15 protein-coding genes are annotated in these 17682 nt (G+C 71.6%); 12 read left to right on the top strand and 3 right to left on the bottom strand.

Annotated features, from left to right (window positions below; translation table 11 throughout):
- Positions 1-75: 75 nt before the first annotated feature.
- Entirely contained in the window at positions 76-519 is a 444-nt protein-coding gene (locus IG64_RS27650) for an SRPBCC family protein (protein WP_037861121.1), read from the bottom strand.
- A gap of 203 nt (positions 520-722) precedes the next feature.
- Between IG64_RS27650 and IG64_RS27655 the strand changes: the two genes are divergently transcribed.
- The 3 genes from IG64_RS27655 to IG64_RS27665 all read left to right on the top strand — a co-directional run bounded on the left by IG64_RS27655 (position 723) and on the right by IG64_RS27665 (position 4112).
- Positions 723-1832 (top strand): Rv2578c family radical SAM protein, encoded by a 1110-nt coding sequence (locus tag IG64_RS27655; RefSeq protein ID WP_037861122.1) that lies wholly within the window; start codon positions 723-725, stop codon positions 1830-1832.
- Positions 1833-2046: 214 nt separating this feature from the next.
- Positions 2047-3648 (top strand): alpha/beta hydrolase, encoded by a 1602-nt coding sequence (locus IG64_RS27660; protein ID WP_037861123.1) that lies wholly within the window; start codon positions 2047-2049, stop codon positions 3646-3648.
- Positions 3649-3713: 65 nt separating this feature from the next.
- Entirely contained in the window at positions 3714-4112 is a 399-nt protein-coding gene (locus IG64_RS27665; protein WP_037861124.1) for a RidA family protein, read from the top strand.
- A gap of 183 nt (positions 4113-4295) precedes the next feature.
- Here IG64_RS27665 and IG64_RS27670 read toward each other — a convergent pair whose 3' ends face one another.
- Positions 4296-4871: an adenylosuccinate lyase gene (locus tag IG64_RS27670; RefSeq protein WP_037861126.1), complete on the bottom strand. Its 576-nt coding sequence runs from the start codon at positions 4869-4871 to the stop codon at positions 4296-4298.
- Between the two features lie 419 nt (positions 4872-5290).
- Here IG64_RS27670 and IG64_RS27675 point away from each other — a divergent pair, with 419 nt between their 5' ends.
- The 9 genes from IG64_RS27675 to pssA all read left to right on the top strand — a co-directional run bounded on the left by IG64_RS27675 (position 5291) and on the right by pssA (position 16403).
- Positions 5291-7096: a 3-hydroxyacyl-CoA dehydrogenase family protein gene (locus IG64_RS27675; RefSeq protein ID WP_037861128.1), complete on the top strand. Its 1806-nt coding sequence runs from the start codon at positions 5291-5293 to the stop codon at positions 7094-7096.
- A gap of 172 nt (positions 7097-7268) precedes the next feature.
- Positions 7269-8096 carry a TetR family transcriptional regulator gene (locus IG64_RS27680; RefSeq protein ID WP_037861185.1) on the top strand — a complete coding sequence of 276 codons (828 nt, stop codon included), beginning with the start codon at positions 7269-7271 and terminating at the stop codon, positions 8094-8096.
- Between the two features lie 544 nt (positions 8097-8640).
- Entirely contained in the window at positions 8641-9978 is a 1338-nt protein-coding gene (ccrA, locus tag IG64_RS27685) for a crotonyl-CoA carboxylase/reductase (protein ID WP_199811665.1), read from the top strand.
- Between the two features lie 10 nt (positions 9979-9988).
- Entirely contained in the window at positions 9989-12037 is a 2049-nt protein-coding gene (locus tag IG64_RS27690) for a protein meaA (protein ID WP_037861130.1), read from the top strand.
- Positions 12034-13008 (top strand): HpcH/HpaI aldolase/citrate lyase family protein, encoded by a 975-nt coding sequence (locus tag IG64_RS27695; RefSeq protein ID WP_037861132.1) that lies wholly within the window; start codon positions 12034-12036, stop codon positions 13006-13008. The genes IG64_RS27690 and IG64_RS27695 overlap by 4 nt, the downstream gene beginning before the upstream one ends.
- A gap of 5 nt (positions 13009-13013) precedes the next feature.
- Complete coding sequence (locus tag IG64_RS27700; RefSeq protein ID WP_037861133.1) at positions 13014-13529, top strand: MaoC family dehydratase; 516 nt, start codon at positions 13014-13016, stop codon at positions 13527-13529.
- Positions 13530-14735, top strand: coding sequence for an acyl-CoA dehydrogenase family protein (locus IG64_RS27705; protein WP_037861135.1), 1206 nt, complete (start codon positions 13530-13532; stop codon positions 14733-14735).
- Between the two features lie 170 nt (positions 14736-14905).
- Positions 14906-15562, top strand: coding sequence for a phosphatidylserine decarboxylase (locus tag IG64_RS27710; protein WP_078884257.1), 657 nt, complete (start codon positions 14906-14908; stop codon positions 15560-15562).
- 40 nt (positions 15563-15602) lie between these two features.
- Positions 15603-16403, top strand: a complete 801-nt coding sequence (gene pssA, locus IG64_RS27715; RefSeq protein WP_037861186.1) for a CDP-diacylglycerol--serine O-phosphatidyltransferase — start codon at positions 15603-15605, stop codon at positions 16401-16403.
- 75 nt (positions 16404-16478) lie between these two features.
- On the opposite strand, the gene IG64_RS27720 is transcribed toward pssA, so the two are convergent.
- A complete protein-coding gene (locus IG64_RS27720; RefSeq protein ID WP_037861187.1) occupies positions 16479-17597 on the bottom strand; it encodes a glycerate kinase in 1119 nt (372 codons plus the stop codon).
- Positions 17598-17682: the final 85 nt, after the last annotated feature.

Below are 17682 nucleotides of genomic sequence, written 5' to 3' on the forward strand. Positions count from 1 at the left end.
CGGGGCGGTGGGGAGATCACCCGAACCGGTGACGCGGCCAACGGGGGCCGCTGCCGGGTCAGTTGCGGGGCGGGACTACTTCTCCACCTCGGTGGCGAGCCGGGCGAGCAGCGCGTCGTAGATCCGGCCGAGGCCCTTGGGGGCGAACGTCTTCTCGAAGAAGCCGCCGATGCCGCCCGCGCCCTGCCAGGTGGTGGTGACGACGACGCGGGACCTGCCCTCGCCCGCCGGGGTGACCCGCCAGGTGGTGACCATGGAGGAGTTGCGGTCCTTCTCGACCAGTTCGCCGTCGGTGGGCTCGCTCACCTCCAGCAGGCAGTCGCGGACACGCTTGCTGGTGGCCTGGAGCTTCCAGTGGACGAGGGTGCCCTCGCCGTCGCCGCCCTCGCGCACCTCGTACTCGCTGAAGTGCTCGGGCAGCAGCCGCTCGCGGGTGCCGCTGTAGTCGGCGAGGGCGTCGAACACCTTCTCCGCGTCCGCCGCGACGACCCGCTCCGTAGTGGCCTCGACCTGCGCCATGGGGTTCCTCCAGGACATCCGTTCTCAGGGTTGGGGCAAGCCAACCACCCCGCTCCCCGGCGCCCCAAATCGGGGTGCGGCAAGTGATCGGACCCGGTGCGGCGGACGGTCGCGAACGGTTCCGGAACGGGGCCGCCGCGGTCGTCCGCACGATCATGGGAACGTGTGTTCTATTCTGTGAGGAGTGCTACCGAGGAGGCGTCATGCGCTGGGACAACCTCACAGCGGACTCCGGGGACACCGGGGAGTCCGGACACTCCGGGGACACCGGACACAGCCGGGCCGACGCCGCGCTCTTCGGCGCGGACGCGGTCACCACCCGCACGTTCGACACGCCCGAGTTCCGCGGGATCACCTTCCACGAGGTCCGGGCCCGCTCGATCATCAACCGGGTCCCCGGGGCCTCCCGCATGCCGTTCGAATGGACGGTCAACCCCTACCGGGGCTGCACGCACGCGTGCGTCTACTGTTTCGCCCGCAAGACGCACAGCTACCTGGACCTGGACACCGGTCTCGGTTTCGACACCCAGATCGTGGTCAAGGTGAACGCGCCCGAGCTGCTGCGCCACCAGCTCGCCGCCCGCCGCTGGCGCGGCGAGCACATCGCGATGGGCACCAACGTCGACTGCTACCAGCGCGCCGAGGGCCGCTACCGCCTCATGCCCGGCATCATCTCCGCGCTGACCGAGCGCGCGAACCCGTTCTCGATCCTGACCAAGGGAACGCTGATCCTGCGCGACCTGGACCTGCTGGTGCGGGCAGCCGAGGTCACCGACGTGGGCATCTCCGTCTCCGTGGGATTCACCGACCACGAGCTGTGGCGCACGGTGGAGCCGGGCACACCGGCACCGGAGCGCCGTCTGGACGTCGTCCGCACCCTCGGGGAGCACGGCATCGGCTGCGGGGTGCTGATGGCGCCGGTGATCCCCTTCCTCGGCGACCACCCCGCGCAGCTGCGGGCGACGGTGCGGGCCATCGCGGCGGCGGGGGCCACCTCCGTCACCCCGCTCACCCTGCACCTGCGGCCCGGCGCCCGGGAGTGGTACATGGCGTGGCTGGGGCAGCACCACCCGCACCTGGTGCGGCGCTACGAGCGGCTGTACGCCGACGGCGCCTACGCGCCCAAGTGGTACCAGCGCCGGATCACCCGTCAGGTGCACGAGCTGGCCCAGGAGTACGGGATCGGCCCCGCGCGCGCGGGCGCGGCGCGGCGCATCCGTCCGCAGGCGCCGCCACCGGACCAGGACTCCCCCGGTCCGGCCCCCGCGCCGGTGCCGGCACCGCCCGAACCGGTCCAGCTCTCGCTCCTCTGAGACCGCCCCGGCGCCGGGGCGGTCACCAGGAGACCGGGACCCTCATCGGCGCACCGGGGACCGTCACCGGCACACCGGGGATCGTTCGAGCGCATCGGTCAGCCCATTCGGGTCAACAGCCCCCGGTTCGCGTTCTTCCGGGAGTGCTTTCCGGGACGATGCGGCGAGGATCGCGGGACGCGCGGTCCGCAGCCTCTCCGTCCTGGGAGGACGCATGAGAAAACGCGCTGCCGTGCTGTGCGGTGCCGCACTCGTCGTGGCCGGAACCGTCACCGCCGTCCCCGCCGACGCGCGCACACCGCACCCCGCAGCCGTCGCCCGAGCCGCCCAGATCAGCTGGAAGAAGTGCGGCACCACCGGCCATCCGACGCTCCAGTGCGGCACCGTGAAGGTGCCGCTGGACCACCGGCGGCCGTCCGGACGGCAGATCACACTGGCGCTGTCCCGCGTCCCGCACACCGCGAAGACGTACCAGGGACCGCTGCTGGTCAACCCGGGCGGCCCAGGCGGCAGCGGACTCTCCCTCGCCCCCTTCGTCGCCTCCGCGCTGCCCGAGGCGGTCGCGGCCCAGTACGACGTCATCGGCTTCGACCCGCGCGGGGTGGGCCGGAGCAGCCCGGCGCTGGACTGCGCGCCCGGGCACTTCGGGACGGTGCGCCCGGACTCGGTGCCCGCGACCGCCGCGCTCGAACAGGCCAACCTCGCGCGCGTGCGCTCCTACGCCGCCGCCTGTGCGAAGAAGTACGCGAGCGTGCTGCCGCACATCGGCACCGTCGACGCCGTCGAGGACATGGACGCCGTCCGGCGGGCCCTGGGCGCCCAGAGGATCAACTACTTCGGCTACTCCTACGGCACCTATCTCGGCGCGGTGTACGCCAAGCTGTTCCCCGGGCGGGTGCGGCGGCTGGTGCTGGACTCGGTCGTGGACCCGAGCGGGATCTGGTACGACGACAACCTCCGGCAGGACCAGGCCTTCGACGACCGCCACCGCGCGTTCATGGCCTGGGTCGCCCGCAACGACGCGGCCTACCACCTGGGCACCGACCCGGCCCGGGTCGAGCACGCGTGGTACGCGATGCGGTCGGCGCTCGCCGGGAAACCCGCGGCGGGCAGGATCGGCGCCTCCGAGCTGGAGGACACCTTCATCCCCGGCGGCTACTACAACGGCTACTGGCCCTATCTGGCCCAGGCGTTCGCCGCGTACGTGAAGGACCACGCGACCGGCCCGCTCATCCAGGCCTACGAGGACTTCGGTGCCGTCGACGCCGCCGGTGACAACGGCTACAGCGTCTACTCCTCGGTGCAGTGCCGCGACGCCGCCTGGCCGCGCGACTGGCGGCAGTGGCGCGAGGACACCTGGGCGGTGTACGGCAAGGCACCGTTCATGGCCTGGAACAACGCCTGGTACAACGCGCCGTGCGCGTTCTGGCCGGGCGCGGCCGCACGCCCGGTGGACATCGCCAACCGCGACCTGCCGCCGGTGCTGCTGTTCCAGGCGACCGACGACGCCGCCACCCCGTACGAGGGCGGCGTACGGGTGCACCGGCTGCTGGCGGGCTCCAGCCTGGTCGTCGAGCAGGGCGGCGGCAACCACGGCATCACGCTGAGCGGGAACGCCTGCCTGGACGCGTACTTGTCGGCGTACCTGGGCAACGGCACGGTGCCGCGCGGTGCGGCCGGCGGGGCCGACGCCGTCTGCCGGAAGGTGCCCGACCCGAAGCCGCTGAGCGCCAGGGCCTCGGCCGCGCCGGTGCCGCGCGGCACCGGCGCGGCCCGCGGAGCGGCCCTGCACGACCTGGTCCGCTTCCGGGGCTGAGGCGCTACGGGCCCCTCGGGGGCGGGGGCGGCCCGGCTGTCAGAGCCATGGTCCACCATGAGGGCATGAGTGAACTGACCCGGATCCCCGCCCCCGAGGGCGTCGCCCCCGCCGCCCAGTACTCCCATGTCGTCCTGGGCACCGGCCGGTTCGTCGCCGTCTCGGGCCAGCTCGCCCTGGACGAGAAGGGCGCCCTCGTCGGGGAGGGCGACCCGGCGGCCCAGGCCCGTCAGGTCTTCGAGAACCTCCGCCGCTGCCTGTCGGCGGCCGGCGCCACCTTCGACGACGTCGTCAAACTCACCTTTTTCGTCACCGACATGACCCACCTACCGGCCATCCGCGAGGCCCGCGCCGCCCACATACCCGACGACCGCCTCCCCGCCTGCTCGGCCGTCCAGGTCGCCGCCCTGGTCCGCCCGGAGTTCCTGATGGAGATCGAGGCCTTCGCGGTGGTGGACGGCTGACGGCTGTCCGCGTGCGGGAGGCGGCTCCGGCCGGCTGCGAGGAGGACACCCGCGCCCGGCGTTCGTACCGACGCGCGGGTTGTCGCGGCCACGGCGCCGAGGACTCCTTCGAGAGGGGCGGTGCCGCCGTGTCCGAGGTGCGGTGCGTCAGGGAGCTGCCGGGCCGAGCGGGCGCTCCCCGCTTCACCGCTGCTTCGGAAGCCGGGCCAGCGCGTGGACGGCCGCCTCGGCGAGGGCCGGGTGGGCGAGGGCCTCGTCGAGCACCGGACGGGCTCGGGCGTCACCGAGCGCGCCGAGGCCCTCCACGCAGGCGAGTGCCACCCGGCGGTAGGGGTCGTGGGGGCGCAGCCGCCGGCGCAGCGTGGTGATCAGCGCGGGCACCGACTCGGGGGCGCGCAGGGCGACGAGGAGGCGCACCGGGTGCAGGGCGTAGGCGACGCGCAGTTCGTTGGTGGCGAGGGCCGCCGCCGCGCGGGCCGTGCGCGGGTCGCCGAGGCGTGCCAGGGCGTGCGCGGCGCTGGCGCAGCGCGGGGGGTCGCGGTGGTTGAGGAGCAGGACGAGGGACTCGAAGGCCCGGCGGTCGCCCGCGGTCCCCAGCCGGAAGGCGGCCAGTTCCCGGGCCCACAGCGGCCGGCCCGCGGCGGTGAGGACGCCGGCCAGTTCGTCCAGGTCCTGCGTCGCCACGAGCTGCCGGTACTCCGCCGTCCCGCCCGACTCCTGCCGTAAACGCTCCGTGAGTGATCGCAACTCTTCGTCCACGAAAGCCACCTTAGAGCCGTGACCGGCCGTGCGGGAGCCGCCTTGCGAACTCGGGGCCCCTCGCCTCTGGCGCGCTCGTTACCCACGGGTTAATCTCAGACGAGCGAGCCACCGCTCGCACCGACTCGCAGTGGCCTGGTGACGCAGCCACCGCGAGTGCTGTCGGTCCGGCACCCGGTTTCCGGTGCCCCCGGTGCTTCAGGTACCGCTGGTACCACGGGCACCGGTGTACGACCCGGCTCGGGGACAGAGCCGGCCGGTCCCGCGCCGTGCGGGCGTGTGCGCGCCCGCGGCAACGGCACCCGGGCGTGTGCGCATGCAGCCCGGCAGCACCCGCACCCTCTCCTTCCGCACCCGGTACGCCCACGGCGCACCGGGTCGCGCTCCCAGTCGTCACCCCTCATTCCTGGAGTCCCGCGATGGCCGCTCCCCTCTCCGACACCCCCGCCTGCCCGCTGAAGACCGTGGCCGTCATCGGTCTCGGCACCATGGGCACCGGCATCACCGAAGTCCTGGCCCGCGCCGGCCGCGAGGTCGTCGGCATCGACATCAGCGAAGCGGCGGCCGCCCGGTCCGTCGCCGCCCTGGAGGCCTCGACCGCCCACGCGGTGGCCCGCGGACGCCTGAGCGAGCAGGAGCGCGCGGACGTCCTCGCCCGTGTGCGCACCTGTGCCGACCTGACCGCCGCGGCCGACGCCGACCTGGTCATCGAGGTGGCACCGGAGTCGTACGAGATCAAGCACCGGATCTTCCGCGAACTGGACGCCGTGGTGCGGCCGGAGACGATCCTGGCGACCGGCACCAACGCTCTGTCGGTGACCCGCCTGGCCGCCGACTCGGCCCGCCCCGAGCGCGTGCTCGGCCTGCACTTCTTCAACCCGGCCCCGGCCATGAAGCTGGTCGAGGTCGTCTCCTCGGTGCTGACCGCGCCGCAGGCCGTCGCCGCCGTCACCGACCTCGCCGTCGAACTGGGCAAGGAGCCGGTCGCGGTCGGCGACCGGCCCGGGTTCGTCGCCGACGGGCTGCTGTTCGGCTACCTCAACCAGGCCGCCGCGATGTACGAGGCCAAGTACGCCTCCCGGGAGGACATCGACGCCGCGATGCGGCTCGGCTGCGGGCTGCCGATGGGCCCGCTGGCGCTGCTCGACCTGATCGGCGTCGACACCGCCCGGACGGTGCTGGAGGCCATGTACGCCGAGTCCCGTGACCGGCTGCACGCCCCCGCGCCGGTCCTCAAGCAGCTCAGCGAGGCGGGTCTGACCGGCCGCAAGGCGGGCCGCGGCTTCTACACCTACGCCGCGGCGGGCAGCGGCACGGTGGTGCGGGACGCGCTCACCCCGCTGGACGGCGACGCCCTCGTCCCGGGCCGGGCCGTCCGCGGTGTCGGGGTGGCCGGCTCGGGCACCATGGCCTCCGGCATCGCGGAGGTGTTCGCGAAGGCCGGGTACGAGGTGGTGCTCGCCGCGCGCAGCGCCGAGAAGGCACAGGCCGCCAAGGCCCGTGTCGGCAGGTCTCTTTCGCGTTCCGTCGACAAGGGCCGGCTGTCCGCCGAGGCCGCGGCGCGGGCCCTGGACCGGATCACGGCCACCGGCACGTACGACGACTTCGCCGACGTGGACCTGGCCGTGGAGGCGGTCGCCGAGGACCTGGCCGTCAAGCAGCAGTTGTTCGGCACGCTGGACAAGGTCTGCAAGCCGGGCGCGGTGCTGGCCACCACCACCTCCTCGCTGCCGGTGGTCGCCTGCGCCCGTGCCACCTCGCGTCCGCAGGACGTGATCGGCATGCACTTCTTCAATCCGGCCCCGGCCATGAAGCTCGTCGAGGTGGTGCGTACGGTGCTGACCGCCGACGACGTCCACGCCACCGTCCGCGAGGTGTGCGCCACGGTCGGCAAGCACGCGGTGGACTGCGGGGACCGGGCCGGGTTCATCGTCAACGCCCTGCTCTTCCCGTACCTCAACAACGCGATCAAGATGGTGCAGGAGCACTACGCCTCGCTGGACGACATCGACGCGGCGATGAAGCTGGGCGGCGGCTACCCGATGGGGCCCTTCGAGCTGCTGGACGTGGTCGGCCTGGACGTCTCGCTGGCCATCGAGAAGGTCCTGCACCACGAGTTCCGCGAGCCGGGCCTGGCCCCCGCGCCCCTCCTGGAGCACCTGGTGGCCGCGGGCTGCCTCGGCCGCAAGACGGGCCGCGGCTTCCGCGAACATGCCCGCCGCTGACCGGCCGGGCGACCGGCCGGGCGAGCGCGCCGGCCCGTGGCCGGGTGGCCGGTTCCAGGAGGGCGCCGAGTGGGGCGGTCTGCTCGAGCCGGCCGCCCCGCCCCCGGTCACCGGGCCCGGCGAAGGCCGGGCACCCGCGCACCGGGCTGCGCGTATGCAGTACGTTCGGGTCATGCCCCAGCCCGCCAAGTCCTCACGTACACCCGCTGCGCCCGACGCTCCGGAGAGCGCCGCCGGCTCCCGCGCCGCCGCCCAGCGGCTCAAAATGCGCCGGGAACTGGCCGCCGCGGCGATGGAGCTGTTCGCGACCAAGGGGTACGAGGCGACCACGGTCGACGAGATCGCCGCGGCGGCCGGGGTCGCCCGCCGCACCTTCTTCCGCCACTTCCGCTCCAAGGAAGAGGCGATCTTCCCCGACCACGACGACACGCTCGTCCGCGCGGAGGCCGTCCTCAACGCCGCCCCCGCGCACGAGCACCCGCTCGACACGGTCTGCCGCGGCATCAAGGAGGTCATGAAGATGTACGCGGCCCGGCCGGAGATCTCGGTCGCCCGCTACAAGCTGACCCGCGAGGTGCCGACGCTGCGCGAGGCGGAGATCGCCTCGGTGGCCCGCTACGAACGTCTGTTCACCCGGTATCTGCTGGGCCACTTCGACGAGCGCGCGCACGCGGACGACGCCAACGACGACCCGCTGCTGGCCGAGGTCGCCGCCTCCGCGGTGGTCACCGCGCACAACCACGTGCTGCGGCGCTGGCTGCGGGCGGACGGACAGGGCGACGTGGAGGCGCAGCTGGACCACGCCTTCGCGATCGTGCGCAAGACCTTCGGGACGGGGATCGGGGCGGGCCGCTCCACGGCCGGTGCGACGGCCGGGCCGGCCGCCGCCTCCCCCGCCGCGGTGTCCCGGCAGGGCGAGGTCCTGGTCACCGTGGCCCGCACCGACGCGCCGCTGGACGAGGTCATGCGGACCATCGAGGAGGCGCTGAAGGACCGCTGAGCGCCGCTCTCCCTTCGGTCCTCACCACGGCTCCGGCACCGTACCCACCACGGGCTCCGGCACCGTCCGGCGCCCTCCCGCGCGCCTCTCACGGCCGCGCCACCGTCGGCGCGCGGCGTTCACGGCCACCCTTCGGGGTGGCCGTTCTGGCATGTCAGAGCGCTTTTCGCCCTTCTTCCCGGGCCCGTTCGATCGATCATCGCTCATTTGTCGCGTAAAGATTTCGTCTGAGCGGAAGTTATGGCACTCAGTGCCTTGTCAGCTGACACGCGGTGTCATACGTTGAAGGTGTCCGGGCGACCGGCACGCAGCGACCGCACCGCGTGCCGACTGTCCCGGCGGGCCCGCCCGCACGCCCGGACGCCTGCGTCACAGGCATCTTCCGCGCCACAAAGCGCCGCCACGCACCACCCGCCGCACCGCCGGCACCCCGCCGAACCGACGGCACCCGCCCCGACCCCAGCAGCACCCACCCCGCACCGACGAACCCTCAGCGCCCCTGCCCCTCACAGGGACGTTCACCGCCGGAGGCAACACCGTGACCGTGAAGGACATCCTGGACGCGATCCAGTCGAAGGACGCCACGTCCGCCGATTTCGCCGCCCTGCCGCTCCCCGAGTCGTACCGCGCGATCACCGTGCACAAGGACGAGACGGAGATGTTCGCGGGCCTGGAGACCCGCGACAAGGACCCGCGCAAGTCGCTGCACCTGGACGACGTGCCGCTGCCCGAACTGGGCCCTGGCGAGGCCCTGGTGGCCGTCATGGCCTCCTCGGTGAACTACAACTCCGTGTGGACCTCGATCTTCGAGCCCCTGTCGACGTTCGGCTTCCTGGAGCGCTACGGCAAGGTCAGCGAACTCACCAAGCGGCACGACCTGCCGTACCACATCATCGGATCCGACCTCGCGGGCGTGGTCCTGCGCACCGGGCCCGGCGTCAACGCCTGGCAGCCCGGCGACGAGGTCGTCGCCCACTGCCTCTCCGTCGAGCTGGAGTCCTCCGACGGGCACAACGACACCATGCTCGACCCCGAGCAGCGCATCTGGGGCTTCGAGACGAACTTCGGCGGCCTCGCCGAGATCGCCCTCGTCAAGTCCAACCAGCTGATGCCCAAGCCGGACCACCTCAGCTGGGAGGAGGCCGCCGCGCCCGGCCTGGTCAACTCCACCGCCTACCGCCAGCTCGTCTCCCGCAACGGCGCCGGCATGAAGCAGGGCGACAACGTGCTCATCTGGGGGGCGAGCGGTGGTCTCGGCTCGTACGCCACCCAGTTCGCGCTGGCCGGCGGCGCCAACCCGATCTGCGTGGTCTCCTCGCCGCAGAAGGCGGACATCTGCCGGTCCATGGGCGCCGAGGCGATCATCGACCGCAACGCCGAGGGCTACCGGTTCTGGAAGGACGAGAACACCCAGGACCCCAAGGAGTGGAAGCGCTTCGGCAAGCGCATCCGTGAACTCACCGGCGGCGAGGACATCGACATCGTCTTCGAGCACCCCGGCCGCGAGACCTTCGGCGCGAGCGTCTACGTCACCCGCAAGGGCGGCACCATCACCACCTGCGCCTCGACCTCGGGCTACATGCACCAGTACGACAACCGCTACCTGTGGATGTCCCTGAAGCGCATCATCGGCTCCCACTTCGCCAACTACCGCGAGGCCTGGGAGGCCAACCGGCTCATCGCCAAGGGCAGGATCCACCCGACGCTCTCCAAGGTGTACTCCCTCCAGGACACCGGACAGGCCGCCCACGACGTGCACCGCAACGTCCACCAGGGCAAGGTCGGCGTGCTGTGCATGGCCCCCGAGGAGGGGCTGGGCGTGCGTGACGAGGAGATGCGCGCGCGGCACCTCGACGCCATCAACCGCTTCCGGAACATCTGAGGAGCGCTGGATGACTGAGCGTCAGCCCGCCGCGGGCGAGCGGGAGAAGGACCGGCCGTGGCTCATGCGCACGTACGCCGGACACTCCACCGCCGAGGCGTCCAACGAGCTGTACCGGCGCAACCTCGCCAAGGGCCAGACCGGCCTGTCGGTGGCCTTCGACCTGCCGACGCAGACCGGCTACGACTCCGACCACGTCCTCGCCCGCGGCGAGGTGGGCCGGGTCGGCGTGCCGATCGCGCACCTCGGTGACATGCGCCGGCTGTTCCAGGACATCCCCCTGGAGCGGATGAACACCTCGATGACGATCAACGCCACCGCCATGTGGCTGCTGGCGCTCTACCAGGTCGTCGCCGAGGAGCAGGGTGCGGACATCACCCGGCTCCAGGGCACGACCCAGAACGACATCGTCAAGGAGTACCTGTCGCGCGGGACGCACGTCTTCCCGCCGGGGCCGAGCCTCCGTCTGACGACCGACATGATCGCGTACACGGTCTCCCACATCCCGAAGTGGAACCCGATCAACATCTGCAGCTACCACCTGCAGGAGGCGGGCGCCACGCCGGTCCAGGAGATCGCGTACGCGATGTCGACGGCGATCGCGGTCCTGGACGCCGTCCGGGACTCGGGGCAGGTGCCGCAGGAGCGGATGGGCGACGTGGTCGGCCGTATCTCCTTCTTCGTGAACGCGGGCGTCCGGTTCATCGAGGAGATGTGCAAGATGCGAGCCTTCGGGCGCATCTGGGACCAGGTCACGCGTGAGCGCTACGGCATCGAGAACCCCAAGCACCGCCGCTTCCGGTACGGCGTCCAGGTCAACTCCCTCGGGCTGACCGAGGCGCAGCCGGAGAACAACGTCCAGCGGATCGTGCTGGAGATGCTGGCCGTCACCCTCTCCAAGGACGCCCGCGCGCGTGCCGTGCAGCTGCCGGCCTGGAACGAGGCCCTGGGTCTGCCCCGCCCCTGGGACCAGCAGTGGTCGCTGCGGATGCAGCAGGTGCTGGCCTACGAGAGCGACCTGCTCGAGTACGAGGACATCTTCGAGGGCTCGCACGTCGTCGAGGCGAAGGTCGCGAAGCTCGTCGAGGAGTCCCTGGCCGAGATCGAGCGGATCCAGGAGATGGGCGGCGCGATGGCCGCCGTCGAGTCCGGCTACCTCAAGTCGCAGCTCGTCTCCTCGCACGCCGAGCGCCGCGCCCGTATCGAGTCCGGGCAGGAGAAGATCGTGGGCGTCAACATCTTCGGGACGACCGAGCCGAACCCGCTCACGGCCGACCTGGACACCGCGATCCAGACGGTCGACCCGGCCGTCGAGGCCCGGGTCGTCGCGGGGCTCCAGCACTGGCGCGACACCCGCTACCAGCCGCCCTTCAACCACCCGCGCCCGTGCAAGGCGCTGGAGAAGCTGAAGGAGGCCGCCAAGGGCACCGACAACCTCATGGAGGCCACCCTGGAGTGCGCCCGCGCCGGAGTCACCACCGGCGAGTGGGCCGGGGCCCTGCGCGAGGTGTTCGGCGAGTTCCGCGCGCCGACGGGCGTCTCGTCCGCGCCGGTCGCGATCACCGCGGCGGAGGGCTCGGCGCTGAACGACGTGCGCCGCAAGGTGGACGCCACCGCCCGCGACCTCGGCGTCGGCAAGCTGCGCTTCCTGGTCGGCAAGCCGGGCCTGGACGGGCACTCCAACGGCGCCGAGCAGATCGCGGTGCGGGCCCGCGACGCCGGGTTCGAGGTGGTCTACCAGGGCATCCGGCTGACCCCCGAGCAGATCGTCGACGCGGCCCTTGCCGAGGACGTGCACGCGGTCGGCCTGTCCGTCCTCTCCGGCTCGCACGCGCAACTGGTGCCGGACGTGCTGGAGCGGCTGCGTGTGGCCGGTGCCACAGACATCCCGGTGATCGCCGGTGGCATCATCCCTGGCGGTGACGCCGAACAGCTGAGGGCCGCCGGAGTGGCCGCGGTGTTCACCCCGAAGGACTTCGACATCACCGGCATCATCGGCCGCATCGTGGACGAGATCCGCACAGCGAACAAGCTCGACCCCCTGGAGGTCCCCGCATGACCAGCCCCGCTCCCCAGGCCAGCCGACTGCGCCCGCGGCGCTCCTGCCTGGCCGTCCCCGGCAGCAACCCGCGCTTCCTGGAGAAGGCGCAGGGTCTGCCCGCCGACCAGGTCTTCCTCGACCTGGAGGACGCGTGCGCGCCGCTGGCCAAGCCCGAGGCGCGGCACACCATCGTCAAGTTCCTCAACGAGGGCGACTGGAGCGGCAAGACACGGGTGGTCCGGGTCAACGACTGGACGACCGAGTGGACGTACCGCGACGTCGTCACCGTCGTCGAGGGCGCCGGCCAGAACCTGGACTGCATCATGCTGCCGAAGGTGCAGAGCGCCCAGCAGGTGGTGGCGCTCGACCTGCTGCTGACGCAGATCGAGAAGACGATGGGCCTCGAGGTGGGCCGCATCGGCATCGAGGCGCAGATCGAGAACGCGCGGGGCCTGAACAACGTCAACGAGATCGCCGCCGCCTCGCCGCGCACCGAGACGATCATCTTCGGCCCGGCCGACTTCATGGCCTCCATCAACATGAAGACGCTGGTCGTGGGCGAGCAGCCGCCCGGCTACCCCGCGGACGCCTACCACTACATCCTGATGAAGATCCTGATGGCGGCCCGTGCCCACGACCTCCAGGCGATCGACGGCCCCTACCTGCAGATCCGCAACGTGGACGGCTTCCGCGAGGTCGCGCAGCGCGCCGCGGCGCTGGGCTTCGACGGCAAGTGGGTGCTGCACCCCGGTCAGGTGGAGGCCGCCAACGAGGTCTTCTCGCCCTCCCAGGAGGACTACGACCACGCCGAGCTGATCCTGGACGCCTACGAGTACTGCACCTCCGAGGCCGGCGGCAAGAAGGGCTCGGCGATGCTCGGCGACGAGATGATCGACGAGGCCAGCCGCAAGATGGCGCTGGTCGTCGCGGGCAAGGGCCGCGCCGCCGGCATGCGGCGCACCAGCAAGTTCGAGATCCCGGAGGGCTGAGCGCCATGCAGTTCGGACGCACCTACGAGGAGTTCGAGGTCGGCGCGGTCTACAAGCACTGGCCCGGCAAGACGGTCACGGAGTACGACGACCACCTCTTCTGCCTCCTCACCATGAACCACCACCCGCTCCACCTGGACGCGCACTACGCCGGGGAGACGACGGACTTCGGCAAGAACGTGGTGGTCGGGAACTACATCTACTCCCTGCTGCTCGGCATGAGCGTCCCCGACGTGTCCGGCAAGGCGATCGCCAATCTGGAGATCGAATCGCTCAGGCACGTGGCGCCGACCTTCCACGGCGACACCCTGTACGGCGAGACGACCGTGCTGGACAAGTGGCCGTCGAAGTCCAAGAACGACCGCGGCATCGTGCACGTCGAGACCCGGGGCTACAAGCAGGACGGCACACTGGTGTGCGTCTTCCGCCGCAAGGTGATGGTGCCGACCGGGACGTACATCAAGGAGCGCGGCGGCGAGCAGCCGGGCCGCCCCGAACCCGAGGAACAGGGGAAGAAGTAGATGAGCCGTCTCGCCCAGACCCACGGTCTCACCGATGTCCAGCAGGAGATCGTCTCCACCGTGCGGGACTTCGTCGACAAGGAGATCATCCCGGTCGCGACCGAGCTGGAGCACCGCGACGAGTACCCGCAGCAGATCGTGGACGGCCTCAAGGAGCTGGGCCTGTTCGGTCTGATGATCCCCGAGGAGTACGGGGGGCTGGGCGAGTCGCTGCTGACGTACGCGCTGTGCGTGGAGGAGATCGCGCGCGGCTGGATGTCGGTGTCCGGCATCATCAACACCCACTTCATCGTCGCGTACATGCTCAAGCAGCACGGCACGCAGGAGCAGAAGGACCACTTCCTGCCGAGGATGGCCCTGGGCGAGGTCCGGGGCGCCTTCTCGATGTCGGAGCCGGCCCTGGGCTCGGACGTGTCGGCGATCACCTCGAAGGCGGTGCGGGACGGCGAGGAGTACGTCCTGACCGGCCAGAAGATGTGGCTGACCAACGGCGGCACGTCCTCGCTGGTCGCGGTGCTGGTCCGCAGTGACGAGGGTCACCCGCAGGGGACGGCCCCGCACAAGTCGATGACGACCTTCCTGGTGGAGAAGGAGCCCGGCTTCGGTGAGGTGCGGCCCGGTCTGACCATCCCCGGCAAGATCGACAAGATGGGCTACAAGGGCGTCGACACCACCGAGCTGATCATGGACGGCCTGCGGGTTCCGGCCGACCGGGTGCTCGGCGGGGTCACCGGCCGCGGCTTCTACCAGATGATGGACGGGGTCGAGGTCGGCCGGGTGAACGTGGCGGCCCGCGGCTGCGGCGTCGCCCAGCGCGCCTTCGAGCTGGGCGTGCGCTACGCGCAGCAGCGGCACACCTTCGGCAAGCCGATCGCCCAGCACCAGGCCATTCAGTTCAAACTGGCGGAGATGGCCACCAAGGTCGAGGCCGCTCATGCCATGATGGTGAACGCGGCCCGGAAGAAGGATTCCGGCCAGCGCAATGACCTTGAGGCGGGCATGGCGAAGTACCTGGCCTCCGAATACTGCAAGGAGGTCGTCGAGGACGCCTTCCGCATCCACGGCGGCTACGGCTTCTCGAAGGAGTACGAGATCGAGCGCCTCTACCGCGAGGCCCCGATGCTGCTCATCGGTGAAGGTACCGCCGAGATCCAGAAAATGATCATCGGCCGCCGACTGCTCGAGGAGTATCGGTTCCAAGGCTGAATGTCCGCATACGGGGTGTTTTCTCCGAGAAGAAGATCACACCCCGTCAGCGGTCTTCGGCCGCCGACTCGGCTTCCCGGCTTACCCAGTTGTGGCCCTTAACCGCTACGATCGCGGAAAGCCGCCGTCCCCCGTCGAGAGCGCGGCATCATCCGCTACGAAGGTCATCCATGCCCCACAGCCAAACCTCTGCACCTCGCGACAGCCTCGCCGGCGTACGCCTCGCGCGCGGAGCATCGCCGTGGCTTCTGCCGACCGTCGCCACCGCAGCCGTCAGCCTGGTCCGCGCCCGCCGCTCGGGCGTGGCCAAGGCAGTAGCCGTCCCCGCCACCGCGCTCGCGGCGGGGATGCTGTGGTTCTTCCGCGACCCCGAGCGCGAGATCACCCCGGGCCGGGTCATCTCGCCCGCCGACGGTGTGGTGCAGAGCATCATGCCGTGGAAGGACGGCCGCACCCGCGTCGCGATCTTCATGAGCCCGCTGAACGTCCACGTCAACCGCGCCCCGCTCTCCGGCACGGTCACGTCGGTCGAGCACGTTCCCGGCGGGTTCGTTCCGGCGTTCAACAAGGAGAGCGAGAACAACGAGCGGGTCGTCTGGCACTTCGACACCGAGCTCGGCGACATCGAGATGATCCAGATCGCCGGCGCGGTGGCCCGCCGCATCGTCCCCTATCTCCCGTCGGGCACCAAGGTCGAGCAGGGCGACCGGATCGGTCTGATCCGCTTCGGCTCGCGCGTCGACCTCTACCTGCCCGAGGGCGTGGAGGTCGCGGTCGAGGTCGGCCAGAAGACCGTGGCTGGGGTGACTCGCATTGACCGTGATTGATCCCGAGACCCAGGCCGGCTGGGTACCCGAGGCCGACGACATGGACGACGAGGAGGAGATGCCCCTCTCGCTGCGCCTGTCGATAGCGGACACCCTCACCCTGGGCAACGCCACGTGCGGGTTCATGGCGGTGTACTTCACCACCACCGGCATCCTGATCCCGCACCTCACCGGCAGCCAGGAGTCGGGGATGGCCCGGCACAGCGCCGCCACGGCGGTCATCCTGATGCTGTGCGCGGCGGTCTTCGACCTGTTCGACGGGCTGGTCGCGCGCAAGCTGCGCTCCTCCCCCATGGGAGCGGAGCTGGACAACCTCTCCGACCTGATCAGCTTCGGCCTGGCCCCGGCCTACTTCGTGCTGGTCTACGGCATGGTCGCCGACGACGCCCACCAGCGGATGGCGGCGCTCGGCGCGATCGTCGTACTCCTCGCGGTCGTCCTGCGGCTGGCGAGATTCTCCTGCGTGACGATGAAGGACGGCGTGTTCCAGGGCATGCCCTCGCCGTTCGGCGCGCTGACGGTGGTCTCCGTCGTCCTGCTGGAGCTGCCCTTCGTGGCGACGCTGCTGGCGATCCTCGGCACGGCGTGGCTGATGGTGAGCCGCGTGGAGTACCCCAAGCCGCGCGGCCGTCTCGCGGTGGCGATGCTCTCCTGGATCGTGCTGTCGATGGGCCTGCTGGCCGCCTGGGCCTTCGACGCCCCGAGCGGTCAGCTGCTGCTGCAGACCGGCTGCGCGCTCCAGCTGGTGATGGGCGCGGTGATCCCGCTGTTCGCCACGGCCCGCCGGGTGAACAACTTCCGCGACAACCGGCGCGAGGCACGGGCGGCGCAGCTCCCGTGACCCTCGGCACACGGAAGGGCCCCGGAACCGTACGGTTCCGGGGCCCTTCCGTTCGTCCGCCGACGGCCGGCCGGGTCAGCGCAGGAAGTGCTCGCCGATGCGCTCGGCCACCCGCTCCAGGATCGGCCCGGCGTCCGCGATGCACTTCGCGACGTCCGGCTCGATGTCCGTGAGCGCGTAGGCCCGGCGGATCCCCGCCCGGCCCAGCACCTCGGGGGCGAGCGCGAGCCGTCCGCACACCGCGACGACCTCCTTGTCCGCGGCGCGGGCGGCGGCGGCGACCCCGGCCGGGGCCTTGCCGTGCAGGGTCTGCTCGTCCAGCGAACCCTCGCCGGTGATCACCAGGGAGGCCCGCTGAAGCGCCGGCGCGAAGCCGAGCACGTCGAGCATGACCTCGATCCCGGCACGGAACCGGGCACCGAGGATGAGCGCCCCGTACCCGATGCCGCCCGCGGCGCCGGCGCCCGGCGAGGCGGCGTACTCGGCGGCCCTGGCCCCGAGCGCCCCCTCCAGCACCTTCGCGTAGTGCGCGAGGGCCGCGTCCAGCGTCTCGACGTCCTCGGGCGAGGCGCCCTTCTGCGGCCCGTAGACCGCCGCGGCACCCTTGGGCCCGGTCAGCGGGTTGTCCACGTCGCTGGCGAGCACGAACTCGACCCCGGCGAGCCGCGGGTCGAGCGCGGACAGGTCCGCGTGGGCGAGGTCCGCCAGACCGCCGCCGCCGGGCGCGACCGGCTCGCCGTCGGCCCGCAGGAACCGCGCGCCGAGCGCGCGGAGCATGCCCGCGCCGCCGTCGGTGGTCGCGCTGCCGCCGACCCCGAACACGATCGTCCGCGCGCCCGCCTCCAGCGCGGCCCGCAGCAGCTCACCCGAGCCGTACGTGGAGGCCGTCAGCGGCGCGAAGACCCCGGCCGGAAGCCGCTGCAGCCCGCTGGCCTCGGCCATCTCCACGACCGCGGTGTCACCGCGCAGCGCGAACGCGGCCGTCACCTCGTCGCCGAGGGGGCCGGTGACCCGTACCTCACGGCGCTCGAACCCGGCCGCGACCGCCGCGTCCACGGTGCCGTCACCGCCGTCGGCCACGGGCAGCGCCTCGACCTCCAGGTCCGGCACGACCCTGCGCAGCCCGGCCGTCACCCGCTCGGCGACCTGCACGGCCGTCAGCGAGCCCTTGAACTTGTCCGCGGCAACCAGCACCCTGCGGGTGCCGTGCACTGCAGCGTCCGCCACCTTGCATCCCCTTGCTCTCCGGGCCCCGCACGTCAGGGGGCCAGCCGCGCCG

The organism is Streptomyces sp. NRRL S-340, from assembly GCF_000720185.1.
In the GTDB taxonomy this organism is placed as follows: Bacteria; Actinomycetota; Actinomycetes; order Streptomycetales; family Streptomycetaceae; genus Streptomyces.